Annotated in this window: 18 protein-coding genes and 1 pseudogene; 10 read left to right on the top strand and 9 right to left on the bottom strand. The window is 71.7% G+C overall.

Annotation, left to right across the window (positions count from 1 at the left end; translation table 11 throughout):
- Nucleotides 1–11 precede the first annotated feature (11 nt).
- The 4 genes from ABZU32_RS22505 to ABZU32_RS22490 all read right to left on the bottom strand — a co-directional run bounded on the left by ABZU32_RS22505 (nucleotide 12) and on the right by ABZU32_RS22490 (nucleotide 6,313).
- Nucleotides 12–899 carry a cellulose binding domain-containing protein gene (locus ABZU32_RS22505; protein WP_354924758.1) on the bottom strand — a complete coding sequence of 296 codons (888 nt, stop codon included), beginning with the start codon at nucleotides 897–899 and terminating at the stop codon, nucleotides 12–14.
- A 201-nt stretch (nucleotides 900–1,100) separates the two neighbouring features.
- Nucleotides 1,101–1,865: a hypothetical protein gene (locus ABZU32_RS22500; protein ID WP_354924756.1), complete on the bottom strand. Its 765-nt coding sequence runs from the start codon at nucleotides 1,863–1,865 to the stop codon at nucleotides 1,101–1,103.
- Nucleotides 1,866–1,990: 125 nt separating this feature from the next.
- On the bottom strand, nucleotides 1,991–4,147 hold the full coding sequence (locus ABZU32_RS22495; protein WP_354924754.1) for a prolyl oligopeptidase family serine peptidase: 2,157 nt from the start codon (nucleotides 4,145–4,147) through the stop codon (nucleotides 1,991–1,993).
- Between the two features lie 459 nt (nucleotides 4,148–4,606).
- Nucleotides 4,607–6,313, bottom strand: a complete 1,707-nt coding sequence (locus ABZU32_RS22490) for a DHA2 family efflux MFS transporter permease subunit (protein ID WP_354924752.1) — start codon at nucleotides 6,311–6,313, stop codon at nucleotides 4,607–4,609.
- 377 nt (nucleotides 6,314–6,690) lie between these two features.
- Between ABZU32_RS22490 and ABZU32_RS22485 the strand changes: the two genes are divergently transcribed.
- Nucleotides 6,691–7,716, top strand: a complete 1,026-nt coding sequence (locus ABZU32_RS22485) for an ATP-binding cassette domain-containing protein (RefSeq protein ID WP_354924750.1) — start codon at nucleotides 6,691–6,693, stop codon at nucleotides 7,714–7,716.
- Nucleotides 7,713–8,549 (top strand): ABC transporter permease, encoded by an 837-nt coding sequence (locus ABZU32_RS22480; RefSeq protein ID WP_354924748.1) that lies wholly within the window; start codon nucleotides 7,713–7,715, stop codon nucleotides 8,547–8,549. The genes ABZU32_RS22485 and ABZU32_RS22480 overlap by 4 nt, the downstream gene beginning before the upstream one ends.
- A gap of 1,689 nt (nucleotides 8,550–10,238) precedes the next feature.
- Here ABZU32_RS22480 and ABZU32_RS22475 read toward each other — a convergent pair.
- Both ABZU32_RS22475 and ABZU32_RS22470 read right to left on the bottom strand, forming a co-directional pair.
- Nucleotides 10,239–11,273: pseudogene (locus ABZU32_RS22475) on the bottom strand (BTAD domain-containing putative transcriptional regulator); the annotation flags it as partial.
- 770 nt (nucleotides 11,274–12,043) lie between these two features.
- Nucleotides 12,044–12,403, bottom strand: a complete 360-nt coding sequence (locus tag ABZU32_RS22470) for a hypothetical protein (RefSeq protein WP_354924746.1) — start codon at nucleotides 12,401–12,403, stop codon at nucleotides 12,044–12,046.
- Nucleotides 12,404–12,638: 235 nt separating this feature from the next.
- On the opposite strand from ABZU32_RS22470, the gene ABZU32_RS22465 reads away from it, so the two are divergent.
- From ABZU32_RS22465 to ABZU32_RS22440, 6 genes are all read left to right on the top strand, one after another.
- Nucleotides 12,639–13,001: a nuclear transport factor 2 family protein gene (locus ABZU32_RS22465; RefSeq protein ID WP_354924745.1), complete on the top strand. Its 363-nt coding sequence runs from the start codon at nucleotides 12,639–12,641 to the stop codon at nucleotides 12,999–13,001.
- Between the two features lie 197 nt (nucleotides 13,002–13,198).
- Complete coding sequence (locus ABZU32_RS22460) at nucleotides 13,199–14,083, top strand: ABC transporter substrate-binding protein (RefSeq protein WP_354844207.1); 885 nt, start codon at nucleotides 13,199–13,201, stop codon at nucleotides 14,081–14,083.
- The gene (locus ABZU32_RS22455; RefSeq protein ID WP_354844204.1) at nucleotides 14,074–14,967 is read left to right on the top strand and encodes an amino acid ABC transporter permease; all 894 of its coding nucleotides are present in this window, start codon (nucleotides 14,074–14,076) and stop codon (nucleotides 14,965–14,967) included. The genes ABZU32_RS22460 and ABZU32_RS22455 overlap by 10 nt, the downstream gene beginning before the upstream one ends.
- A gap of 11 nt (nucleotides 14,968–14,978) precedes the next feature.
- Nucleotides 14,979–15,731, top strand: a complete 753-nt coding sequence (locus ABZU32_RS22450; RefSeq protein WP_354844625.1) for an amino acid ABC transporter ATP-binding protein — start codon at nucleotides 14,979–14,981, stop codon at nucleotides 15,729–15,731.
- Nucleotides 15,728–17,317: a D-aminoacylase gene (locus tag ABZU32_RS22445; protein ID WP_354924743.1), complete on the top strand. Its 1,590-nt coding sequence runs from the start codon at nucleotides 15,728–15,730 to the stop codon at nucleotides 17,315–17,317. The genes ABZU32_RS22450 and ABZU32_RS22445 overlap by 4 nt, the downstream gene beginning before the upstream one ends.
- Nucleotides 17,314–18,096 carry a serine hydrolase gene (locus ABZU32_RS22440; protein ID WP_354924742.1) on the top strand — a complete coding sequence of 261 codons (783 nt, stop codon included), beginning with the start codon at nucleotides 17,314–17,316 and terminating at the stop codon, nucleotides 18,094–18,096. The genes ABZU32_RS22445 and ABZU32_RS22440 overlap by 4 nt, the downstream gene beginning before the upstream one ends.
- Nucleotides 18,097–18,204: 108 nt before the next feature.
- On the opposite strand, the gene ABZU32_RS22435 is transcribed toward ABZU32_RS22440, so the two are convergent.
- Nucleotides 18,205–19,116 carry a LysR family transcriptional regulator gene (locus ABZU32_RS22435; protein WP_354844195.1) on the bottom strand — a complete coding sequence of 304 codons (912 nt, stop codon included), beginning with the start codon at nucleotides 19,114–19,116 and terminating at the stop codon, nucleotides 18,205–18,207.
- Between the two features lie 761 nt (nucleotides 19,117–19,877).
- Between ABZU32_RS22435 and ABZU32_RS22430 the strand changes: the two genes are divergently transcribed.
- Nucleotides 19,878–20,414, top strand: a complete 537-nt coding sequence (locus ABZU32_RS22430; RefSeq protein WP_354924740.1) for an NBR1-Ig-like domain-containing protein — start codon at nucleotides 19,878–19,880, stop codon at nucleotides 20,412–20,414.
- Nucleotides 20,415–20,499: 85 nt separating this feature from the next.
- On the opposite strand, the gene ABZU32_RS22425 is transcribed toward ABZU32_RS22430, so the two are convergent.
- Both ABZU32_RS22425 and ABZU32_RS22420 read right to left on the bottom strand, forming a co-directional pair.
- Nucleotides 20,500–21,396: a peptidase inhibitor family I36 protein gene (locus ABZU32_RS22425; protein ID WP_354844189.1), complete on the bottom strand. Its 897-nt coding sequence runs from the start codon at nucleotides 21,394–21,396 to the stop codon at nucleotides 20,500–20,502.
- Nucleotides 21,397–21,508: 112 nt separating this feature from the next.
- A complete protein-coding gene (locus ABZU32_RS22420) occupies nucleotides 21,509–22,354 on the bottom strand; it encodes a peptidoglycan-binding protein (protein ID WP_354924738.1) in 846 nt (281 codons plus the stop codon).
- Between the two features lie 575 nt (nucleotides 22,355–22,929).
- Here ABZU32_RS22420 and ABZU32_RS22415 point away from each other — a divergent pair.
- Nucleotides 22,930–25,782, top strand: a complete 2,853-nt coding sequence (locus ABZU32_RS22415) for a ricin-type beta-trefoil lectin domain protein (RefSeq protein ID WP_354924786.1) — start codon at nucleotides 22,930–22,932, stop codon at nucleotides 25,780–25,782.
- The last annotated feature ends 105 nt before the right edge of the window (nucleotides 25,783–25,887 follow it).

Below are 25,887 nucleotides of genomic sequence, written 5' to 3'. Positions count from 1 at the left end.
GGGGCGCGGAGTCAGCGGCAGGTGGAGCCGTTGAGCTGGAAGGTCGACGGGGAGGGGTTAGCGCCCTGGTTGCTGCCGTTGAAGCCGATGGTGACCGACCCGCCGGGCGCGATGACCTGGTTCGACGCGAGCGCCGTGGCCGTCACCGTGGAACCGGTCTGCGACCAGTCCGCCGACCATCCGTTGGTCAGGTGCTGCGCCGCGTCGGGGAAGGCGAAGGTGAGCCGCCACCCGGCGATCGTGGTGGCGCCGGTGTTGCTGATCGACACCTGCGTCGTCATGCCGCCGTACCAGCCGTAGGAGTAGTAGCCCACGTGGCAGGCGATCGAGGGCGTGGGGGTGGGGGACGGAGTAGGCGTGGGGGGCGGGATGGCGTCGTTGTAGATCGTGACCTTGACCGTCCCCGACGGCGGGCTCTCCGCGCCCCACCGGTCGAGGGCCACGACGTACAGGGTGGCGACACGTGACGCCGTGCCGTACGGCGGCCAGTCCACGTAGAACGTGCCGTCGGTGACGTCCGGCCCGAACGTGGCGACCTTGATCTTGACGCCGTTGCGGTCCTCGAACACCTGGTAGCACGCGAGCCCGTCCGAGTCGGAGGAGGCGGCCCAGCGCAGGTGCACGTAGGGGCTGACGACCTGCACAACCTGCGGGGTGCCGGGCGCGGTCGGCGGCGTCAGCGGAGGCGTGCTCGGCGGGTAGGTCCGGGGGTCGTAGCAGGGCCACAGCAGCGACGGCGACGGGGTCGGCGTGCGCGGCGGCGTCGTCGTCAGGGCCGAGGCTCCCGCGCTCACCGCGCCGCTCGCGGCCCCGGAGGACGCGCTCGCCACCGCGGGGATGAGGAAGGCCGCGGCCACCACCATCGCGACCGCCCATGAGACAGCCCATCGTCCATTCATGGATGTGCCCTTCCACGTGGCCCTGATGCCGTCCGAATTCGAGCATGAGAGAGGGACGCGACCCGGTCAACGCACGAGCGCAACGGACGGACGGACCCCGCGGAAGACGGGCAGGTCACGGGTTACGGCGAGGACGCCGCACCCCGTGGCCGCATGAACTTTTCAGCGACCGCCCGCTCCCGGGCGGTCGGTGCCCGTCGCTCAGGCCTTGCCCTCGTCGGGCAGCAGGTAGCGCCAGGAGAGCACGAACAGGGACCCCGAGCCGGTCTTGTAGAGCGGTCGGCCGTGCCCCTGACCGGCGGGAACCGCCTTGGTGACCGCGCTCGCCGCCGTACCCTCGAGGTCGGTCCGCCAGACCGGGTCCACCGCGCCCGAAGGCTCCGGCACCCCCGCGGGCCACGGCGACGGCCTGCCCTCCGCCGACGCCGCGCCTTCGGCGACCATCCGGACGCGGGTGGCGGCATAGTCGGTGCCCTCGGCCCCGGCGGCACGCGTCCCCAGGCCTTCCATCAGCTTCTTGGCCTCCGAGAGCTCCTTGGGGTAGAAGGCCGCGACCTGGTCCAGAGCCTCTGCCCGCACCTGCGACATCTTCCCGTCCTTCCCCCGCACGGCGAGGACGGTGGTCGGCACGTCCGTGACCATCGGCGCGCCCGGCCTGGGCTGCGCGGTGGGCGGCTGCGCGCGCAGGTACTTCTCCATCGAGGCGACCGTCGCGGCCGTCTCGGCGCCGCTGAGCCGCACCTGCCTGGTCGCCTCCGCGATCACCAGGCCGTCGCTGTACAGCACCACCCTCGGGGGACGCAGCACGTTGGTGGTGGCGGTGACGTACCCGCCTTCGGCGCCCCACAGGGCCACCGGCTCGGCCGGCCCGTCGTCGGCCGTGGCCGCCGACATATCGGATTCCGCCCGTCCACAGGCCGCCGTCAGCGACAGCACCGCCACGAGCAGGGTCATTCGTAGTCTCACGATGGGACAACGTAAGCCCTGGTCATGTGGTTCATCCGGCGGCGTCCGGGTGTGCGTGGCCCGTCCCGCGAGGGCGAGCGCCGCCGCGGATGCCATCGCCGGCGCCGGGCGCGGTCAGGCCGTCGTCAGCGCGGTTCCGCGGCGGTCTCACGCGGGTGCGTGGCCGCACTCGCCGGTGACAGACCGGTGTACTCGCCGGCGAAGGCCAGGATGTCCGCGGTCAGGGCGCGCTCTTTGCTCGCCGGAGAGGCGGCGTGGGCGGTGTCGGGCTCCCGGCGCATGAGAACCGGCCGGTCACCGTCACCGGCGTGCTGGAGGGCCGCGCACATCTTGGTGACGTGGGCCTCCCCGGTCTGCAGATCGGTCACGGCGCCGGTGAGCAGGAACGCGGGGTAGGAGGTCCCTGGGGTGATGTTGTGATACGGCGAGTATCCCAGCAGCCATCGGAGTTGTTCGGGCTCGGCGGCCGTGCCGAATTCGTCGACCCACGTGCACCCCAGGCCGAATCTCTCATAGCGCACCATGTCGCACAGGGGGCCTTCCGCGATGACCGCGGCGTACAGGTCGGGACGCCGCATGGCGGCGGCGGTGACCAGCAGGCCGCCGGCGGACTGGCCATGGACGGCCAGTTGGCCGGGGGTGGTCCGGCCGGTGTCGACGAGCCAGGCGGCGGCGTCGTTGAAGTCGCTGATCGCCCGGTGCTTGTGCGGTCCGCGGCCGGCGTCGTGCCAGTGCCGTCCCTCTTCGCCGCCGCCGCGCACACAGGCCATCGCGTAGACGCCGCCCGCGCTCACCCATGCGGCCGCCATCGGCAGGAACCACGGGCGCATCGGCATGCCGAAGCTGCCGTAGCCGTAGAGCAGGGTGGGCCGGGGGTCGTGACGGTCCTCGGCCGGAGTGAACAGGAACATCGGGATCTCGGTGCCGTCCCCGGCCCGATAGCGGACGCTGTGGCTGCGGATCCGCGGCGGGTGGCCGGCCGTCGTGGCGCCGGTCTCCCGTTCGGTCGTCCCGCTCATCGCGTCGTAGCGGTAGATCGTGGGAGGTGTGGTCGCGTCGCAGTAGGCGAACCACGCGTGCCGTGGGTCGGGCACGCCGGTGCGCAGGGATGACACGACGCCGGCGCCGGGAAGGGGCAGCTCGGCGAGCGGCCGGCCGTCGGCCAGGTCGTGCAGGGTGAGCGTCGAGGTGCCGTGGCGGGCACGCGCCACCAGAAGCAGGCCGCGCCCGAGCGCCGGATCCTCCAGCACCGCGCACTCGTCCACGGGCGCCTCGGGATCTTCGGCCACCAGCTCCCGCCATCGGTCCGGGTCGGTCTCGTGCCGGGGTGCCCGGCAGACGCGGCCGTACGGTGCGCGGTGGTCGGTGACCAGCAGGAGATCGCCGTCCGCGAGGAAGCGCGGGAGAACGCGGGCGCCGGTGGTCGCTCCGTCGACGATCTTGGTGAGCCGCGGGGCCGCCGGATCGCCGAGCTCCGCGAGCTCCGCGAGCTCCGCGAGCTCGGCCACGTACACGTCGTTGTGCGAGGCGGGCCCGGCCGTCGCGGTGATCGCCAGCAAGCGGCCGTCGGCGCTCACGGTGAGCCCGTAGTAGTGGTCGGGGGCATCCTCGCCGCCGAACACCACGGTGTCCGCCTGCCAGGGCGAACCGATCCGATGCAACCTCACCCGCCGCTGCAGGCGCGGGTCGCCGGGGGCAAGCTCCTCATCGGGAACCCGGCTGACGTAGTAGAACGCCTCCCCTCCCGGCAGCCAGGCGAGCGAGGTGTTCCTGGCGCGCGGCAACGGCCCGTCCACCCTCTCCCCGGTGCGCACGTCCAGCACCAGGACGTCGCTGCCGGGCTGCTCGGCGACCTCCAGTTGGACGGCGACCCGCTCGCCCTCGCGCGAGGGCCACCAGGCGTACAACCCGGTATGGCCGGACGGGTCGACCTCGACGGGATCGACCAGCACCCGCCTGTTCCCCTCGGCGTCGACGACGAGCAGGCGCCGTTGCTCATCCCCATGGAGCTGCTCGGCGAGGAACATCACCGAGCCACGCGCCATCGGCGGCTCCGCCACGCCGAAGGACGACACCTGGTCGAGCAGGGAGGCCCACGACGGCGTGTCCCGCCATCCGGCGCGATACGCCCGGAAGAGGCGATCTTGGGCGGCGGCCCAGTCGCGCACACGCGGGTCGTCGCCGTCCTCCAGCCACCGGTAAGGATCGCGGACCAGGATTCCGAACAGATTCTCGACCCCATCGTCGCTACGCGGAGCGGCAGGGTAGAACAATCGCGCCACAAATGCCCCCCGGTGTGTCGTCGCGCCGGTGACAGGTCGAGGCACTGCGGCATGAACGCACCGCAGCACCTCGCCTCACTCAGTTATGACTGACCGCGAAGAATGTCGGCCTGCCAGCCGCGCACGCCGCCGACACGGGCAGCCGGACCGGTCTCGCGATAGGGCAGATATCCGGTCATTTCAACCTCCGGATGTGGATGTTTCGCCCCATTTGGGCGATTTCCACAACAGCCATCCCCTCGCCTCACGGCCGATAAACACCCAGGTCACCGCGCCCCGGCGAGCGCCGGTCCCCCGAAATGCCCGGCACCCAAGGGCACGCGAGCCGGCAGCGCCATACCGCCCATTGTTCTGCATAATCTCGTTCAACGGCGGCGGGCGCCACGGAATGCCAGGGGAAGACCGACCCCATACAACAGCAAATCCGCGGCCGTTCAGAAACGAATGTCGTGACTTCCGTCAGGCGACGCTCACACCGGCATGGCGCTCCGCGCCGTCCACGGCGCCGCCCGTGTGGTCCGCGCCGTCCCCGTGGTCCACGCTGCGGGCGTGGTCCGCACCGTGCGTGTGGTCCGCGCTGCCGGTGTGGTCCACGCCGTCCTTGTGATCAGCGCCGCCGGTGTGGTCGGCGCTGTCCTTGTGATCAGTGCTGTCGGCGTGGTCGGCGCTGCCGGTGTGGTCGGCGCTGTCGGCGTGGTGGTCGCCGCCGGCGTGGTGGTCGCCGCCGGCGTGGTCCGGGCCGTCGGCTCGGGCCGGGAGGAGGATGGCGGTGACGATCACGACGATGGACAGAACGGCGCCGATGATGAAGGCGAGCCGCATGCCGCCGAGGGTCGCGACCACCTCCGTGGCCCCCGCGGATCTCAGGGCATCGGCTCGCGCGCTCATCACGGTGATCACCAGCGCGGTGCCGATGGCCGCGGCGACCTGCTGCAGCGTGCTCAGGATCGAGCTGCCGTGGGAGTAGAGCGACGGCGGCACGGCTCCGAGCCCGAGGGTGAACACCGGAGTGAAGGTCGCGGCCAGACCCACCATCAGCAGCGCGTGCAGGGCGAGGAGCTGCCAGAACGGCATGGTCATCGTGACCTGGGTGAAGCCGGCGAGGGCGAGCGTGATCGCGACCGCGCCGGGGATGACCAGGACCCGGCCGCCGAACCGGTCGAACAGGCGACCGACGGTCGGGCCGAGCAGCCCCATCGCCAGCCCGCCCGGCATGACCAGCAGCCCGGTCTGCAGGGCGCTGAGCTGACGGACGTTCTGCAGGTACAGCGGCAGCAGGATCATGGAGCCGAGCATCGCCATGAACGACACCGCCATCAGGATCAGCGCGATCGTGTAGGTGCGGTGGCGCAGAGTGCGCAGATCCATCAGCGGCACGCCGCGCTTCTGCAGCGACAGCTGGCGCAGGACGAAGACGGCGATGGCGGCCAGGCCGGCCGCCACGATCGCGGAGGCGACCCTGGCGTCACCGCCCTCGAACCGGCTGAGCCCGTACACCAGGCCGCCGAACCCGGCGGCGGCGGTCACCACGCTCAGCCAGTCGACGGTGCCGGCCTGGGTCTCGCCGACGTTCTTGAGCTGCTTCAGCCCGAACCAGGTGATCACGCCGGCGATGGGGAGCACCACGGCGAACAGCAGCCGCCAGGAACCGAACTGCAGGATCACCCCCGAGACCGTGGGGCCCATGGCCGGCGCCACCGAGATGGCCAGGCTGACGTTGCCCATCACCCGGCCCCGGTCGGACTCGGGCACCACCTGCATCAGCGTGGTCATCAGCAGCGGCATCATCACCGCCGTGCCGGACGCCTGGATGATGCGGGCGCCCAGCAGCACCTCGAAGGTCGGCGCGACGGCGGCGAGCGCCGTGCCGAGCAGGAACAGGCCCATCGCGGTGGTGTAGGCACCGCGGGTGGACACCCGCTGCAGGAACCAGCCGGTGATCGGGATGACGGCGGCCATGGTGAGCATGAAGGCGGTCGAGAGCCACTGTGCGGTCTGCTCGGTGATGTGCAACGCGCCCATCAGCCGCGGGATCGCGTTGATCATGATCGTTTCATTGAGAATGACCACGAACGTGGCGAGCACCAGCAGCCGCACCACGGCCGGGGTGCGGCCCGCGACGGCGGCCTGGGATCTGGCGGGCGAGTCGAGCTGTCGAACGGACACGGCTCCTCAATCGGGTCGTCGGACATGACGTCGTCACGGCTGGCTGCCCAGCCTTTGGGTCTCACAAGAAGTTGCGGTCATGCTCAGCCTGACCGACACCACCGACAAAACTGATCGGCCCAGCCCAGCATTCCGGCAAGTGATGCGAGATGTCACCCGGTTTTCGCCGGACACCGAAGCTTCATCTCCGCTCCGACCTGCGGCAATACGAATTTTCCGCTGAGGAGGGACGTCCGCGCGTGCCTCCGCCTTCGCGGTGCGGCCATCTCGGGCCCGCACTCGAGGAGCGGCCGACCCCCTCGGCGCGGGGGCCGCGCCGGCAACCGGTGAAACCCGGCCGAGGGCGCCGTGAAACCGGCGCCGCCGAGAGTGGGGCCATGAGCATCACAGAACTCGGACCCACGCGGAGCGGCCCGGCCCCCGGCGGGGGCGGCGAACCGGCCGTTCGCGCGGCGGGGCTGGTGAAGACCTTCGGCGGGCATCGCGCCGTCGACGGGATCGACCTGGAGGTCCGCCCCGGTGAGATCTTCGGCGTCCTCGGCCCGAACGGCGCCGGCAAGACCACCACGCTACGGATGCTGGCCACCCTGTTGAAGATCGACGCGGGCCGCGCCGAGATCTTCGGGGTCGACGTGGCCGGCAACCCGCACGTGATCCGCCAACTGGTCGGCGTCACCGGACAGTACGCGTCGGTCGACGAGAACCTGACCGCCCGCGAGAACCTCTACCTCTTCAGCCGCCTGCAGGGCATCGGCGCGCCGCGCGCCCGGCGCATCGCCGCCGAGCTGCTGGCCCAGTTCGGCCTGGAGGACGCCGCCGGCAAGCCGATCTCGCAGTTCTCCGGCGGCATGCGCCGGCGGCTCGACCTGGCGGCCAGCCTGATCACCAGGCCACCGCTGATCTTCCTGGACGAGCCGACCACCGGTCTCGACCCGCGCACGCGGGGCCAGATGTGGGACACCATCCGCGGTCTGGTCGCCGGCGGCTGCACGGTGCTGCTGACCACCCAGTATCTGGACGAGGCCGACCAGCTCGCCGATCGCGTCGCCGTCATCGACCACGGCCGCAAGGTCGCCGAGGGAACTCCCGACGAGCTGAAGACCGCGGTCGGCAACTCCGCCCTCCAGCTCATGCTCGCCGAGCCGGGCGAGGTGCCCGCCGCCGTGGAGGTCGTGCGGCGCGTCCTCGGCACCGACCCGATCGTCAGCCCGGAACAGGGCCGCCTCAACGTCGCCCTCGACCAGGCCGACCTGGCCGCGGACGTACTGATCGCGCTGCGCACCGCCGGAGTGTCGATCTCCTCGGTGAGCGTGGCCAAGCCCAGCCTTGACGAGGTGTTCCTCGCCCTCACCGGCCACGAGACCGACGGGGACCGCGGGACCGGCACGCAGGAGGACCGATGAGCACCATGACCGCACCCGCCCCCGAGGCGGTCAGGGCCGCCGACCGCGTGGCGGCCGCCCGGCGGCGCGTCTCCATGCGCGAGACGCTCGGCCAGACCATGATGATGGCGTGGCGGGCGCTGAAGAAGATGCGCCGCAACCCGGAGCAGTTCTTCGACGTGGCGCTGCAGCCCATCTTGTTCACCGCGATGTTCGCCTTCATCTTCGGCGGCGCCATCGCCGGCGACGTGCAGAGTTACCTCCCCCTGATGATCCCCGGCATCCTCGCCCAGACGGTGCTGACGACGTGCATGGCCACCGGGACGCAGCTCCGCGAGGACATGGAGAAGGGCGTTTTCGACCGGTTCAAGTCGCTGCCGATCGCCCGCATCGCGCCGCTGGCCGGCCCGATGGTGGCCGACCTGCTGCGCTACACGATCGCGGCCACCCTGACCTTCGGCATGGGCCTGGTGATGGGCTACCGTCCGGGCGGCGGGGCGGGCGGCCTGCTCGCCGCGATCCTGTTGGCGATCTTCACGGGGTGGTCGCTGGCGTGGGTCTTCACCTTCGTCGGCACGATCGCCCGCAGCGCCCAGGCCGTGCAGGGCATCTCCATGATGATCCTGTTCCCGCTGACGTTCCTGTCCAACGCGTTCGTCCCCGTCGAGACCCTGCCCGGCTGGCTGGCCGCGTTCGTCCGGATCAACCCGGTCTCACACCTGGTCACGGCCGCCCGCGACCTCGCCAACGACGCCCTGGTCAGCGGAGAGGTGGCCTGGACGCTCCTGGCGTGCGTGATCGTCATCGCGATCTTCGCGCCGCTGTCGGTGCGCAGCTACAAACGGCACATGTGACCCTCGCCGGTCCCGGCCGGAGACCCGCTCGAGGAGGCGCCGCGCCTCGTCGAGCAGGTCGGAGCCGCGCCGATCGCCGTACTCGGCCCGCACGGCGGCGATCATCCCCGGCGCGGCCCGCTCGGCGTGCGGCTCGATGCGCTCGAAGGTCAGACCGGGCATGCTGCTGATGTACGAGAACCGCTCGGCCAGCACCAGGAGCCTGATCGCGTCGTCGGGGGCCAGGGCGTTCCGCAGCACCCCCCAGGTGCCGAGCGCGAACAGCATCAGGCCGCACATCGGATAGTCAAGGACGGGGCTCTGCTCGACCAGCACGTCGTGACCCCGGAGGGCGGAGAACAACTCCTCGCCGTACCCGGCCTCCTCCGGCGGGGCGTGGTAGGCGTACGCCGTCAGGGCGACCGACACCGCGACGGTCGTCCACGGCGTCAACTCGGCGGGCGGCAACCCGGGCAGCCGCATGTCGCGTGCCCGCCGGACGGCCAGGCGGTACTCCGCGAGCGCGGCGGCCGTCTCGCCACGGGCGAGGGCGAGCTCGGCCGCGTACAACGAGACGATGGACTTCCCGCCGAGCACCACCTCGCCGTCGTTGATCCCGACGATCTCGGCGAGCTCGGCCTGCGCGGCGCCCAGGTCGTCGTCGGCGAGCGCGGAGACCAGGAGCACCGCGCGTAGCTGGGTCTCGTCGTCGGTGGCGCCAAGCCGGCTCAGCACCGGGATGGCGGTGCGCGCGTGCGCGACCGCGCGCCTGCGGTCGCCGCGCTGCATGACCAGATGGGCCAGCTCCGCGTGCATGATCGCGCTGAACCACGGCCCGTCCTGCTCGGAGAGCATCGCCAGGGTCCGCTCGGCGGCCTCGATCGCCCCGGTCACCTCACCCGCGTTCTCCAGCACGTGGACGCTCATGTGCGTCGCCGCCAGGACGACGTCGGGGTCGGTGCTCAGGCACAGCTCCTCCAGCCGGCGGCGCACCTCGACGCCGTCGGCCGCGTCGCACGCGAGCAGCACCGTGGCCATCGCCGCCACCCGGCGATCGCTCTCCTCACCGACGGGCAGCCTGCGCAGCAGAGCGCGCAGCGGATCGCCCCGGCGGTCGCCCATGATGACGACGTTCATGAGCGTGACCAGCATGGCCGCCCTGGTCACCTCGACGAGGTGCGGCGGCACCGCCCAGCCGTCGACCACCTCGGTGATCGCTCCCCAGTGGACCAGGAGCCGGAAGTGCTCGCCACGGATCGACCAGAGCGCGCCGGCACTGGCCAGCAACTGGACCGTCGTGACCGGATCGGACTCGCCGAGAGCCTGCCGGAGCATGTCGGCGAGGTTGCTCTCTTCCGCGCGCAACGCGTCGACCGCCGTGAACTGCGCCGGCCCGAACAGCTCGAAGGCGTGGTCCAGGGCGTACGCCGTCGCCCAGGCCCGCTGCGCCGCCCGGGCGGGCGCCTCCTCGCCGGCCTCCCCCAGCCGCAACCGGCCGAACTCCCTGACGGTCTCCAGCATCCGGTAGCGCAGGCCGTACGCCGTCTCGCGGACGCTCAGCATCGACTGCTCGGTCAGCGCGTCCACGACGCGCAGGGCGTCCTGGCCGAGTACGCGCTCGGCCGCGGCCAGCGTGAAACCGTCGCCGAACAGCGACAGCCACCGCAACGCCCGCCGTTCGGGCTCCTCCAGCAGGTTCCACGACCAGTCGATGACGGCCAGCAGCGTCTGGTGCCGGTCGGGGGCCGTACGGTTGCCGCCGCGCAGCAGGGCGAACCGGTCGGCCAGGCGCCGGGCGACCTCCTCCACCGACATCGCCCGCACCCTGGCCGCGGCCAGCTCGATGGCGAGCGGCAGGCCGTCCAGACGGGCGACGATCTGCTCGACCACTCCCTCGTCGATCCGCACACCCGGGCGGGCGGCCGTGGCGCGCTGGCGGAACAGCTCCACCGCGTCACCCGTGGGCAGCTCGCCGAGCAGGTAGACGCGTTCGGCGGGGATCGACAGGGGGGCGCGGGAGGTGACCAGCACCCGCAGGTCGCGGGTCGTCACGGTAAGGAAGGCCACCAGGTCGGCGACGGCCTCGATCACGTGCTCGCAGTTGTCCAGGATCAGCAGCGCCGGAGCCTGGTCGAGGTGCTGGGCGATCCGGGCGCGGACATCGGAGCGCTGCCTGGCGGTCAGGGCATGGCGCCCGCTGACCGAGTCGCGGACCCCGAGCGCCGACCCCACCTCGCCCACCACGCCCTCCGGCGAGGAGACGCCGACCAGCTCGACGAAGTGGGCGACGGGCTGGGCGGCGTTCCTGCCGACGACATGGGCCAGCCGCGTCTTCCCCAGCCCGCCGGGACCGACGATGGAGACCACCCGGGTGGAGGCCAGCAGGGCGTGCACCGCGCGGATGTCGGCCTCGCGGCCGAGCAGCGAGGAACCGTCGAACAGGATGCCCTCGCGCACCGGCCGATCGGCGAGGAGGAGTCCGGCGTACACGCGGGCGAGCTCGGGCCCTGGTTCGGTGCCGAGCCGCGCGGCCAGACCCGCTCGATAGCGCTCATAACGCTCCAAGGCGGCGGCGACCCCTCGGACGGCGGCCTCGCTGCGCAGCAGGCAGGCGAGCACCTGCTCATCGTGCGGCCGTTCGGCCGCGGCCTCCTCCAGCAGCGGCAGCGCGGTCTCGTGGGCGCCGCCGCGGCCCCAGGCGATCGCCGCGACCCGTCGCGCCTCGGCCACCCACCCCGCGGCCATGCCTCTCAGCTCGTCGAGCGCGCCCGTACCGCCGTCGGGACCGCCCACGACACCGGTCGATCCGCCGCCCAAGCCGCCGGTCAGGCCGCCGCCCAAGACACCGCTCAAGCCGCCGCCTGAGACGCCGGCCGGCCCGCCGGCCGATTCGGGGATCGGACCGCGGGCCGGGCCGCCGTCCGATCCGCGCGCCGCGCCGCCGGTCACCGAGTCCCCGCCGGTCACCAAGTCCATGGCCTCTTCGGCGCGGCGCCGCGCGAGCGCCACGTCGTCCACGCCCAGCGCGGCCCGTGCCTGCTCCACCAGCGCGCCCAGCAGCAGCGCGTCCACCTGATCGGCGGGCAGCCCGAGCCGGTAACCACGCGGCATCCGCACCACGACGTCGGCGCGGGTCGCCGCCCTGGTGCGCGAGACGACCACCTGAAGCGCCTTGGTGGGGTTGGCCGGCGGCTCGTCCGGCCACAACTCCTCGACCAGGCGCTCGTCGACGACCCCCGCACGCCCGTGCATGGCGAGCACGGCCAGCAGGGTCCGCGCGCGATCGCCGACCACGCGGGCACCCTGCCAGCGGACGCCGTCGAGCAGGACCAGTACGGGGGACACACCCCCAGCTTACGGACGAGTCCCACCCCGGGAGCGTGTCCGCGCGTACCCTTGCGAGCGGATCGGACGAGTCTCACCGCGGAAGCATGCCCGCGAGCGGATCAACGGGAGGTCCGGACGGCCAGGCGGGCGAATCCGGGCGGGCCCTTCACGGAATCCGCCCTACCGGACTACTCCAGCCATCGCAGGGCCGCCTCCAGGCAGTCCTCGGGAGTGCTGTTGAAGGCGATGGCCGCGTCGGGCGCGTGCCGCCGGACCAGGTTCACCACCTTCTCGAAGAGGCCGAGCATCGACTCGTCCTTGCGGATGCCGCCCCCGATCACCACGCAGGCGTAGGCTCCGCGGATCAGCGCCTCCTCGATCGCTCCTTCGGGGTTCTCGTCGGGTGCCACCAGGCACCAGTCGGCCTCGATGCCGTGATCGACGAAGCGGGCCCGGCCGCGTGCTATCCCCGTCTGGATGGGCTCGGGGTCCCAGCCCTCAAGCTTCGCGGGGTCCAGACCGATCACCAGCACTCGCGCGTCCGTCACGCGTCCTCCTCATCGCAGAACCGGCACACCGGCACACCGGCTCGTCGCAGAACCGGCACACCGGCACACCGGTTGATCGCAGAACCGGCACACCAGCGGGCCCCCGCCCGCTTCACCTTCCGCGCCGTCCGAAATCCTCACGGCCACGGGATCCCCACCCTCGCGATAGTTGCCCGCCGATGTCCACTCCGTATCGTCCCCCTCAGTGATCCCGGTCGCGCGCGAAAGGACGGGCATGACGGACGAAGTGGTGCGACACGTGTTCGAGCGGGTCGATTCATTCGACCCTGAGAGGTTCACCCAACTCCTGGCCGAGGATGCCACGCTGGTGTTCGGCAACGCCGAGCCGCTGGCGGGACGCGAGGCCATCCTCGCCGGTCTGCGGGCCTTCTTCTCCACCATCGACGGCCTGCGGCATCGGGTCGTCAGGAACTGGCAGGCGGGCGCCGACATCATCGCCGAGACCGAGGTCACCTACCGCCGGCTCGACGGCAAGGACGTCAGCGTCGTGGCCGTGTCGATCTGGCGCACCGGCGACGACGGCCTGATCTCGGACTACCGCATATTCGTCGACCTCGCCCCCGTGTACGCGGCCTAGGAACCGAACTGGTCCACCTTGCCCCCGCGAGTCCCACGCGGGCCCCAGCAGAGCGCATGTCGCCCCACGTCTCGTGAGCGTGGCCGACCTCAGCATCGAAGTTTTCGACGCTGAGGGTCACAAGCATTCACGAGTCTTGGGATTCTCCCCTCCCGTCGCCACCATATGCACAACCACTGCGCGAACTGGGAGTTTGCATGACAAAGCGCCTTTACGCGGTCGCCGCAGCCGTGCTCGTCGTCACGGCGCTCGCGGGCGGGTGCGGCCGCTCCTCTTCGGGGACGAGCGCGTCCCAGGGCGCCGCGACGGCCAAGGGCACGACCGCCAAGGACCTCGTGCCGGCCGACCTTCGCGAGCGGGGCGTGCTCCGGCTGGCGACCGCCGAGGGCTACCCGCCGATGGAGATGTACAAGAAGGGCACCCAGCAGCTCACCGGCGTGGATCCCGACCTCGGCGCGGCCATCGCCGAGAAGCTCGGGCTGAAGTGGACCATCACCAACGCGGCCTTCGACGGGCTCATCCCTGGCCTCCAGAGCGACCGGTGGGACCTCGTGCTCTCCTCGATGAGCGACACCGAGGAACGCCGGGCCGCCGTCGACTTCGTCGACTACTTCAACGCGGGCGGGGCCGTCATGGTGAAGAAGGGCAACCCGGAGGGCGTCAAGGACCTCGCCGACCTGTGCGGCCGTACCGTCGTGCTCGCCAAGGGCAGCTCCAACCTGGCCATCGGCGAGAAGCAGAACGAGAAGTGCGGCAAGAAGATGACGATCATGCAGAGCGAGGACGCCCCCACCGGCCTGCTCAGCATCGACTCCGGCCGCGCGGTCGCCACCATCGTCGACTCCCCGGTGGCCGCCATGTACGCCGGCGAGACCGGCAAGTACGAGGTGCTGCCCGGCCAGTACGACGCCGGGCCTTGGGGCATCGCCGTCGACCGGCGCGACACCGGCCTGCGTGACGCGGTGGCCGGGGCCATGCGGGAGCTGATCGCCGACGGCGGCTACAAGAAGGTCCTGGACACCTACGGCGTGGCCGCCAACGCCGTGCCCGAGGCGATGGTGAACACCAAGCCGTGGAAGTGACCGAGCTGCCCGTGGACGCGGTACGGCCACCGCGCCCCGGACGCTGGCTGGCCGCGGCGGCGGCCGGGCTGTTCCTGGTCTGGCTCGCCTACACGATCATCGTCAACCCGAACCTGCACTGGGACGTGATCGTCGCCTTCCTCGGCGACGGCAGGATCCTCGGCGGGCTGTGGGTCACCATCCAGCTCACCGTGCTGTCGATGGTGATCGGACTGGCCCTCGGCGTGCTCACCGCGGTGACGCAGCAGTCGGGCAACCCGGTGCTGCGCGGGTCCGCCGCGCTGTACACGTGGTTCTTCCGCGGCACGCCGCTGCTGGTCCAGCTGATCTTCTGGTTCAACATCGGCCTGGTCTTCCCCACCATCGCGATCGGGGTGCCGTTCGGCGGCCCGAAACTGGTCGAGTGGCAGGCGAACGAGCTGGTCACGCCGTTCACCGCGGCGCTGCTCGGGCTCGCGATCAACGAGGGCGCCTACATGGCGGAGATCGTCAGGGCGGGCATCCGCTCGGTCGACGCGGGCCAGCGGGAGGCGGCCGAGGCTCTCGGCATGTCGCACGGCCAGGTGCTGCGCAGGGTGGTGCTGCCCCAGGCGATGCGGGTGATCGTGCCACCGACCGGCAACCAGTTCATCTCCATGTTGAAGACGACGTCGATGGTGTCGGTCATCGCCGGAGCCGAACTGCTGACCGTCGCGCAGCGGATCTACCTGGGCAACTTCGAGGTCATCGCGCTGCTGGTGGTCGCGTCGATCTGGTACGTGGTGCTCACCACGATCGCCAGCGTCGGGCAGCACTTCATCGAGCGGCGGTTCGAGCGCGGCCACGACACGCTGCCCGCCAGGATGCGCCGCAACCTGCGGCCGTTCGCCGGAGGTGGGGTCTAGTGGACCGTCCCATGGTGGAGATCCGCTCGGTGCGCAAGCGCTTCGGCGCGCTGGAGGTGCTGAAGGGCGTGAGCCTCGACGTGCCCGAGGGCGGCGTGGTCTGCGTGGTCGGGCCGTCGGGGTCGGGCAAGTCCACCCTGCTGCGCTGTGTCAACCGGCTGGAGACGATCGACGCCGGCCGGATCCGCGTGGACGGCGAGCTGATCGGGTTCGAGGAGCGCGACGACAGGCTGCGCCACCTTCCCCCGGCGCGGCTGAACCGGCAGCGCCAGGACATCGGCATGGTCTTCCAGCGCTTCCACCTCTTCCCGCACCGCACGGCGCTGGAGAACGTCATGGAGGGGCCGCTGGTCGTCGGCCGCGTCCCCCGGCGGGAAGCCCGGCGGCAGGCCGAGGAGCTCCTCGACCGGGTGGGCATGACCGACCGGGCCGGCCACTACCCGGCGCAGCTCTCCGGCGGCCAGCAGCAGCGGGTGGCGATCGCCCGCAGCCTGGCCATGCACCCCAAGGTGATGCTGTTCGACGAGCCGACCAGCGCGCTCGACCCCGAGCTGGTGCAGGAGGTGCTGGCGGTGATGCGCGACCTGGCGGCCAGCGGGATGACCATGATGGTGGTGACGCACGAGATGGGCTTCGCCCGCGAGGTGGGCGACCACCTGGTCTTCATGGACGACGGCGTGATCGTCGAGCGGGGCGACCCGCGTGAGGTCCTCGCGCAGCCCCGCAACGAGCGCTTCCGCGCGTTCCTCGGACGGGTGCTGTGAAGCTCGACCTGCTGGTCCGGGGCGGGCTGCTGGTCGACGGCACCGGCGCCCCGCCGCGGTCCGCCGACGTGGGCGTGGCCGGGGGGCGGCTGGCCGTGCTGCCCGCCGGGTCGGGCGCGGACGCCCGCCAGACCCTGGACGCGGCCGGGCTGGCCGTCGCCCCCGGGTTCATCGACGTGCACACCCACTCCGACGGCATCGCGCTGCTCGGCGGCGACCGGGAAATGGTCCGGGCCCCGGTGCTGGCCGGGGTGACGGCCGAGATCTGCGGCAACTGCGGCTCCGGGCTGTTCCCGGCGCTGCCCGGACGGCTGCCGGAGCTGCGGGCCGAGGCGTCCGTCGGGTTCGGCGGCGACGTCGGCTTCTGGGAGGACTTCGCCGGGTTCGCCGCGGCGCACGCCGCCGTGCCGCGCGCCAACCACATCGCCTCGCTGGTGGGCCACGGCACTCTGCGCGCCGGGGTGCTGGGGCCCGTGGACCGTCCCGCGACCCCGGGCGAGCTGGCGGCGATGTGCTCGCTGCTCGACCGGTCGCTCGCTCAGGGGGCCGCGGGCCTGTCCACCGGGCTGATCTACACGCCGGGCACCTACGCCGACACCGGCGAGGTGGTGGCGCTGGCCGCCGTCGCGGCCCGGCACGGCAAGCCGTACGTCACCCACCTGCGCGACGAGATGTCGCGGGTGGAGGAGGCCCTGGAGGAGGCCGTGGAGATCGCCCGCCGGAGCGGCGCGGCGCTGCACGTCTCGCACCACAAGACCGCGGGCAAGTACGCCTGGGGCCGCACCGAGCGAACCCTGCCCAGGCTGGCCGGCTTGCGCGCCGAGGGCCTCGACGTGACCTGCGACGTCTACCCCTACACGGCGGCCAGCACCCATCTGTCGGCGATGCTGCCGCCCTGGGCGTCCGACGGCGGCACCGCCGCGCTGACCGCGCGGCTGGCGGCCCCCGGGCAGCGCGACCGGATGCGGGCCGCGATCGCCGAGGGCGTGCCGGGCTGGGAGAACACCGTGGGCAACGGCGGCTGGGACCGCGTCGCCATCGCCCGCGCCCCCCGTCATCCGCACACCGAGGGCCGCACGGTCGCCGAGCTGGCCGCCACGCACGGCCGCGACCCCTTCGACGTGGCCGCCGACCTGCTGCTGGCCGAGCGCGGCGAGGTCATGATCATCAGTCACTCGATGGTGGAGGACGACGTGCGCCGGGTACTGGCCGCGCCGTACGCGATGATCGGCTCGGACGGCGTGCCGAAGCCGGGCGGGCGCCCCCATCCCCGCTGGGCGGGCACCTTCCCCCGCGTGCTCGGCCGCTACACCAGGGAGCTCGGGCTGCTCGACCTGGCGACGGCGGTGCGGAAGATGACGGGCATGGCGGCGAAGCGGTTCGGGCTGGCCGGACGCGGGGTGATCGCGGACGGGGCGCACGCCGATCTGGTGGTGTTCGACCCGGCCACGGTGCGCGACGGCGCGACCTTCGCCGAGCCGCTGCTGCCGCCGGAGGGCGTGCACACCGTGGTGGTGGCGGGGCACATCGTCGTGCGGCAGGGCGAGGAGACGGCCGCGCGGCCGGGAACGGTGCTGACGCCATGATGATCGCGGTCGCGGTGCCCGGTGAGATCGCGGTCGGCGAGGACGCCGAACTGCCGCTCGCCAGCGTCGGCAAGCTGCCTTTGCTGGCGACGGTGGCGCGAGCCATCTGCGCGGGCACGCTGGACCCCGCCGAGCCGGTCGAGCTGCGCGAGGAGGATCGCGTGGGCGGGTCGGGGCTGCTGCGAGCCCTGTCGGGACGCCGGTGGCCGGTCGCCGACCTGGCCGTGCTGACCGCCGCGGTGAGCGACAACATCGCCACCAACGCGCTGCTGCGCCGTGTCGGCCTCGACCGGGTCGCCGAGGAGTCGCGGGCGCTGGGCCTGCGGCGTACCCGCGTCCTGGACCGCATCCGCGAGCCGCGCCTGCCCACCGACCCGCCCGCCTTCGCCGTCGGCACGGCCGGTGAACTGGCCCGGTTCGCCGCCTCGCTCGACGGGCGGGAGGAGTGGACCCGGCTGATGCTGGGCTGGCTGGCGCACAACACCGACCGCTCCCTGGTGCCCGCCCTCCTGCCGCACGATTCCGAGGACCGCCGGCCGCCGACGACGGCGCCGCCCGGCACCGTGTGGGTGGCCAACAAGACCGGCACCGACGACGGCGTGCGCGCCGACGTCGGCGTGATGGTCGGCGACCGGCGCATCGGCTACGCCGTCCTCGCGTCCGGGCCGCCGGGAAGCGACCACGAGCTGGTCACCCGCGTCCGCGAGGCCGGCATCGGCATCGGCCGCCTCGTCGGAGCCGCCCCGGCCGCACCGCCCGGGCCTGTTCCCGGCGGGTAGCGGACTCCCCGGCGGCGCCGCGCCCGGCGGAAGCGGACACAGCGGAAGCGGACACGGCGCCGGCAGCCAGGGAGGCAGCGGGCACGGCCGCAGCGGGAACGGAGGGCCTCAGGCCGTGGTGCTGCGCAGGCGGCCGGCGGCGTCGCGGAGGTAGTCGAGGAACGACCGCAGGGCCGGGTTCGGGTTGGTCGGCCGTACGGCGGCGCCGATCTTCCGGTGCAGCCGGAGCCCCTCCACCTGGCACACCTGCACGCCGGCGGCCCCGTGGGCGCCGAGGCTCGGCACCAGGGCGACGCCGAGCCCGGCCCTGACGAGGCCGAGGGTCACCTCGTAGTGGTCGCTGCGGCAGCGGATCCGCGGGCTGAACCCCTCCAGCGCACCGGCCCGTTCCAGCACCGAGATGGGCGCGTCGGTGCCGTAGGTGGTGATCCACGGCTCGTCGGCGAGGTCCGCGAGCCGTACCCTGGCGGCCCGGCCCGCGGGATGCCCGAGGGGCAGCACGAGGAACTGCGGCTCCTCCAGCAGCGGGGCGATCTCCACGCCCTCGGGAGGCGGCCACGGATCCAGGGCGTGCTCGAACACCACCAGGACGTCGAGGGCGCCGCGTTCCAGGTCGGGCATCAACTCGTGCGGCTGTCCCTCCACCAGGTCGAGGTCGACGGCGGGGTGGCGGGCCACGAACGCCGACAGCGCCAGCGGCAGCAGCCGGTAGCCCGACGAGGCGAAGAAGCCGATGCGGAGCTGACCGGCGTCGGCTCTGGCCTGGGCCAGCAGGTCCTTCTCCGCGGCCTCGATGAGGTCGAGCACCTCCTGCGCCCTGGTGGCCAGCCGCCGCCCGGCCGCGGTGAGCCGCAGGCTCTGCGCCCCCCGCTCGACCAGCCCCACCCCGGCCTCCTCCTCCAGCCGGGACAGCTGGTGCGAGACGGCGGACGGCGAGAGCCGCAACGTCCGCGCGGCTCCCGCGATGCTCCCCGTCCTGAAGACCTCCCTGAGCACCCGCAGGCGGTGACTGCTCAACACGCCACCAGTATCCGCCCGATCGCCGGAGCATCCCTTCCGGGCATGGCCGGATGTCCGGCGACTCGCCGCGCCGGGCTCGGGCGCACACCCGGCCGGGCCGGGAGCCGTCCCGCTCACGCCGGCATCCGCGCCCGCCTTACTTCGCCCGCCCTTGTGGGTCAGAGCGCCAGTGAACACCGGGGGCGCTGTGTTAGCTTGCCCCGGTGGACGACATGCGTGCACGAGCGGAGGCGATCGAGGAGTTCGCGGCGGCACTGCGAGAACTTCGCAAATCCGTCGGCAACCCACCTTTCCGGGAGATGTCCGGCCGGTCGAGGGCGATCTCGCACACGACATTGCACGAAGCCACGAAGGCCAACCGGCTCCCCAGCTGGGAGACCACCGTCGAGTTCGTCAAGGCCTGCGACGCCGACCCCGCCGCGTACCGCGAACGCTGGGAGAGGGCGAACCTGGCGGTCAGATCCGCCGGGGCCGCAGGCCCTTCGGTCCACCCGGACGCCCTGGCGGCCGGTTTCTCTTCAGCGGCTGATCCGTCTTCGACGGCCGGTCCGTCTTCGGCGGCTCGTCCGTCCGGTGAGCTCGGGGCCTCCACCGCGGGCGCCGCAGAAGGCCGCGTCGTGGCCGTCATCACCGGATCACCAGCGCCACGGTCGGCCGGTGAGACCTCGGCGCCTGTGCCCGGCCCCCCGGCCGCGGGCGACGCGCGGCCCGTCCTCCCCGCACCTGGGGGCCGAGGGCGATTCCGGCCGAGCCGCCCGGTCGTGGCCGTGCTCGCGACCGTGGCCGCCGGTGCGGGAATGGCGGTCCTCATCATGGCCGTCGTCGATCGCGGTCCCGGGGCCGACGGGCACGGCCCGACCTCGTCCGGCGGCCCATCGAGGGCCGCGCTGTCGGCGGCCGACTGCCCGGTGCGCCCGACCAGCCCGCCGTGGGCCCCGCCGGCGAACAAGGGTGACTCGGCGGCGTTCCTCGGAGACATCACGCTTCCCGACTGCACGCGCGTCCGCCCCGGCCGCACCATGACCAAGGTGTGGCGGCTCAAGAACGCCGGCGCCGTGCCGTGGAAGGGATATTCGCTGCATCGCCTCGATCTCCCGCAGCGACCCGATCAATGCCAGACCATCTCCGACGTCCCGATCAGGGACACGCCGCCCGGAGAGACCGTCGACATCCCGACCGACGTCACCACGCCGAGGAACCCCGGCTTGTGTTACGTGCGGTTCAAGATGATGGACGGTGCGGGACGGGTCGCCTTCCCCGGAGGCCGGCCGCTCAACTTCCAGGTCATCGTGGGCTGACGCCCGTTCCCCGCCGTGCGTCACACGGCGGGGAACCCGGTTCCGGCATCCGATGGAGTGGCGGTTCGCCACAGGCCGCCGTGCGCTAGCGGACGTTGTAGCCCTGGGAGACCCAGAACGAGTTCGGGTTCGGGTTGCTCAGGGTCGGGTCGCCGACGCTCTTGGCGGCGAGCTTCTGCCGTCCGGGGCGCATCTCGACGTGGGTGTGCGCGGCCCCGCTGGACGACACACCGTGCCACGCCTCGTCCGCGATGACCTGGCCGCGCGCGATCTGCTGCCCCACGCGCAGGGAGGCCAGCGGAGCGGAGTGCAGGTAGATGATGGTCTTGTTCAGCGAGGCGTTGTAGACGGCGATCGTGGACAGCCCCGAGCCGCCGTTGCGCCCGCGCGCCAGGTAGATGAGCTGACCGGCGACCAGGGCGTGGACGTCGGAGCCCACGCTGCGGCGGATGTCGATGCCCTCATGCCGGCCCGAGGTGTGCACGTACCCGTCGAAGCCGCAGCTGATGCCGCCGCCGCCGGTCTTGTACAGCGCGTACGACATGTTGACGCGCGCCGACGACGACGGGCCGAACTGGTGGGAGGCGTTCTGGTTCTTCAGGCCGGCCTTGAGGTTGCCCTTGGCGCCGGGCGCGAAGTCCTGGTAGACGCTGCCGCCGTAGTTGCTGTTGAAGTAGACCCGGACGGTCTTGGCGCTGCGGTTCCAGACCGAGGCGGCCGCGTTCTTGACGCACTTGCCCTTGCCGGCGCCGGGCCCCTTGAAGTCGAAGCAGGAGGGCTGCTTGGTGCCGTAGTCGCCGACCGATCCGGCGAAGTCGGAGACCGACCCCTGGTTGCCGCTGTTGAAGTAGTAGCAGAACTCGCCGCTCTCGCACACGCCGTTGCGGGTCGCCGCCGAAGCGGGCGAGGCGGTGGCGAGCGCCGTCCCACCGAGCGCCGTCACGGCGGCCGCAGCGGCGAGGATCTTGTTGAGCGTTCCCATGGTGTTCTCCTTATGTCCGTGCTGTCCGGTGTCGTGGTGGTCCTGGGGTGGGGGCGGTGTCCGCGGTGCCCGCCGCGACCTGGTCATGTCGGTGCGACCTGGTTTCGGATGGTCAGCGGCGCCGGTACTCCTCCCAGGTGCGGATGGTCACCCTCGGACCGTCGTCCGGGCCGCGGCCGGCGAGCCCGTTCAGTCCGAGGTAGTAGTCACCGATCTGGTGCTGGGCCTGGCTGGAGAGGTCGGTGTCGTTGATGGCGGCGGCGTGGACGTGCCAGGGCCATTCGGCCTGATCGGGGCTGCGCACCCATGCCGCGAAGCCGACACCCCGCAACGCGCGGACGACCGCGGTGCGCGTGGCGGGAGTCATCCCCTTGACCGAGATGTCCACGACGCCGCCGCCGTCGTGGGTGCCCGCGGAGGTGGGGTCGCCGCCACGGTTGTACGAGCCCTGCAGCAGCACCAGGTCGCGGCCGAGCAGCCGCTTCGCCTCGGCCAGCATGCTCCGCGTGCGCGTGTCGATGACGCCGCCGCCGACGGACACCCGAGCGCCCGGGCCGATGGTGCGGGTGAGGGTGAATCGACCGGCTCCGAGCCTGGTGAGGGACGCCTTGCCCGGCAGGCCGTTGGCCGCCAAGCCGGTGAAGCCGAGCGACTTCTGGTACTTCGCGAAGGCGGCGATCGTCGTGCTGCCGAAGTACCCGTCCACCCACTTCGCGTCGAGCAGGTGCCGGTCGCGCAGCGCCCGCTCGACGAGCAGCACGCTCGCCTTGGCTCCTGGGGTCAGCGCGTCGTCGGATCGCCGCGGGTCGATCTGAGCCGCCTTGACCGTGGCTTCCATGTCCACGCTCGGAAGGGCCCTGGCGTCGGCCGCCCGCGCCGCCGGCATCCCGGACGCCGCGGTCAGGCAGGCGATCAGGGAGGGCGCCACGAGCGCGGCGGCGCGTGAAGGCAGCTTCATCGATTCTCCTGGTTCGGACGGTGAGGGGGTGGTTCCTGCGGAGGAGTCCACCGTCGTGGATCACTCACGCCGTCCGCGAGGGAATCGTGTTGTCAGCCTGTCCGAACAGGCTCCGTACAGGTGTACGCGCCGCCTGACGAGTGATTCGAGGGCACGCCTTCTGCGGCCCTCCGGCCGCTCCGCCGGCTGAAAGTTTCTCGTTGTACGTCGGAGGTCTTCATCGTCCCGGTGGTGCCGGTAGCACGCTCAATCCGACCGCCACCTGCTGACCGATCCGGCGATCTCGATATCTCTGCTGCGGCGATGACAGGACCTGTAGAGGTACATCGATCGGATGTATTGACGGAGATGGCTGTGCCACATAGCTTCCGGCCAGGAAAGCTAACTACCTTGACATCGAAAGTTTCGGTAGCCGGACCCGGCCACTCGGGGCCGGGGCGACCCCCGGACTCCTGGCTGCTGACGCGCACAGACTTCGCAGGCACGCCGCCGCTTGGCCGCCGCGGTCAAGCTCCCACCCCCCAGGAGGATCGTTGCATTCCCCCCCTCACTCCCGCAGGAAGGCATTGCTCGCAGTGATGGCGGCCGTGCTGGTGACGGTGCCGGTGGCGGCGCTGGCATGGGCGGCGCCGGCGTCGGCTGCGGCGTCGCCGTTGGTCAGCGCCTCCTCGGGCCGCTGTCTGGACGTGGCGGGAAACACCGACGCGGCGGGCACCGCCCTGCAGATCTGGGACTGCAACGGGCAGGCCAACCAGGCGTTCGAGTTCACCTCGGCCGGTGAGCTGCGGACCTACAACGGCACACGGTGCGTGGACGCCAACGCCGGAGGAACCTCGCCGGGCACGAAGGTCGTCATCTGGTCCTGCAACGGGCAGAACAACCAGAAGTGGCGGCAGAACGCCGACGGGTCGGTCACCGGCGTGCAGTCGGGTCTGTGCCTGGACGTGAACGGCAACGGCACGGCCAACGGGACCGCGGTCATCCTGTGGACCTGCGGTGGCCAGGCCAACCAGAAGTGGAGCACCGCCGGAGGCGGCCCCAGCCCGACTCCCACGCCGACCCCGACACCGACACCGACCCCCACGCCGACCCCGACCCCGTCACCCTCGCCGTCGACCAGCCCGCCGCCCGGCACGAGTGCACGGCAGAAGGTCAACTTCAACCGGGGGTGGAAGTTCATCCGTTCGGACGTGACCGGCGCCCAGGACCCGGACTTCGACGACTCCCGATGGGTCCCCGTGGCGTTGCCGCACGACTTCGTCGCCCCCTACAACGTGGGCGGCTCCGCCGGCGGGGCGAGCTTCTATACGGGCGCGGGCTGGTACCGCAAGCACTTCACCGTTCCCTCGTCCTGGAGCGGGAAGCGGGTCGAACTGCAATCCGAAGGCGCGTTCTCGGTCACCGACGTGTGGGTCAACGGCACCAAGATAGGCACGCATCGGGGCGGCTACACGGGGTTCGCCTTCGACATCACCGCCTCTCTCCGTACCGGTGACAACGAGATATCGATCCGCGTGGACAACCGCTGGCAGGCCGACCTCGCCCCCCGGACGGGAGACCACCAGTTCAGCGGCGGCCTCTACCGCGACGTCTCCCTGAACGTCACCGACAACGTCCACGTCACCTGGTACGGCACCTTCGTCACCACCCCGGCGCTCACCAACCCGACGTGGGACACCGGCAACGCCGCGTACTACAGGAACATCGACCTGTCGCAGTACCCCGGCGACACCGACCTGCGCGCGAACCTCGCCGCCCGCCGTTCCAACGTGAGGGCGCAGACCGAGGTTCGCAACGACGGCTCCGCCGCGGTCGACGTCTACGCACGCCAGGAAGTGCGCAAGCAGGGGTCGAGCACCGTGCTGGCGAGCTTCGACTCCCCCGCCAGGACGCTCGGCGCCGCGGCCACGACGACGCTCGACGCGCTGAGCGGATCCCTCTCCAACACCTCCGCCATGCTCCAGGGTCTCGATCTCTGGGCGCCGAACAACCCCGCGCTCTACACCGTGACCACCTCACTGGTGGTCGACCGCACCCCGGACGGCGTGGTCAATGACGGCTCCGTGGTCGACGCCTACGACACCACGTTCGGTTTCCGCAGCGCGCAGTGGAAGGTGGACGGCTTCTACCTCAACGGCGCCAAGACGCTGCTCGTCGGCGCGGACGTGCACCAGGACCACGGCGGCTGGGCCAACGCCGTCCCGAACTCCGGATTCGACCGTGACGTCCGCCAAATCCGTGAGGCCGGCATGAACTTCATCCGGGGCTCGCATTATCCCCACGACCCGTCCTTCGCGGACGCCACCGACAGGCTCGGCGTCATGTTCTGGTCGGAGGCCACCTTCTGGGCGACCGCCACCGCCGGCAAGGAGCCCACGCCGACCGGCACCGTCAACGACTACCAGGCGGACGGCTATCCGCAGAAGACGGCCAACCAGGCGGCCTTCGAGCAGAGCGCCATGGACGGTCTCCGCGACATGATCCGCGTCAACCGCAACCACCCCTCGATCATCAACTGGTCCATGGGCAACGAGGTGTTCTTCACCTCCTCATCCACCCTGGGCAACGCCAAGGCGCTGGTGAGCAAGATGCGCGACTACTCCCACCAGCTCGACCCGACGCGCAAGGCGGGGATGGGCGGCGTGCAACGCAACTCGCTCGACCAGCTCTCGGTCAGTGACGTCGCCGGGTACAACGGCGACGGCGGGAAGATCACCAACACCTGGATGCCGAACGTCGTCTCGGAGTACGGCTCCTACACCTCCGACCGGCCCGGCACGTACGACCCGACGTACGGCGACGTCAAGGACCCCTCCGACGGCACCAGGTTCAGGCTCACGACCGGCAGCGCCGGACTGGCGATCTGGGCGGGCTTCGACCACGGCACGATCTTCAGCCCCGCCTACGCCCGGATGGGCATGATCGACTACTACCGGCTGCCCAAGGACCAGTGGTACTGGTACCGGGCCAACAAGTCGAGGTGGTCGAGCAGCACCACTATCGCCGACCCCACGCAGGTCGCCCGCGAACAGTCCACCAGCGGAACGGCGACCCGGATGACCCTGGAGGCCGGCAGGAACTCCGCCACCACCATCACCGATGACGGCACCACCGACACCCAGCTCGTGGTGACGATGCGGAACGCGTCGGGCGCCTGGGTCAACGACACCCGCAACGTCACGCTGACCGTCACCAGCGGCCCGGGCATCCTGCCCGGCGGCAAGTCCTACACCTTCACCCCGAACGTCTCGGCCTTCAACGGCAAGATGGCGATCGAGTTCCGCTCCTTCTACGCCGGCACCACGACCATCACGGCGAAGTCGTCCGGCCTGCCCGACGCCACCATCACCATCACGACCACCGACACCGTCGGCGCGGCGGGCGAGACCGAACCCGCCAACTTCGGCAACGCCTCCCTCTGGGGCTGAGTCCCCGTCCACCGGGCCGTTCCCAGCAGCGAGCCGGGAACGGCCCGGTCCCGTCGGTGCATCGACGGGCGCAGATACGGCCTGCCTCTTCACCGCTCCTGTGAC

Origin of the sequence: Sphaerisporangium sp. NPDC005288 (assembly GCF_040607475.1) — a bacterium.
In the GTDB taxonomy this organism is placed as follows: Bacteria; Actinomycetota; Actinomycetes; order Streptosporangiales; family Streptosporangiaceae; genus Sphaerisporangium; species Sphaerisporangium rhizosphaerae.
The sequence above is the reverse complement of the archived record's forward strand: the minus strand, read 5'-3'. Positions and strand labels throughout refer to the sequence as shown.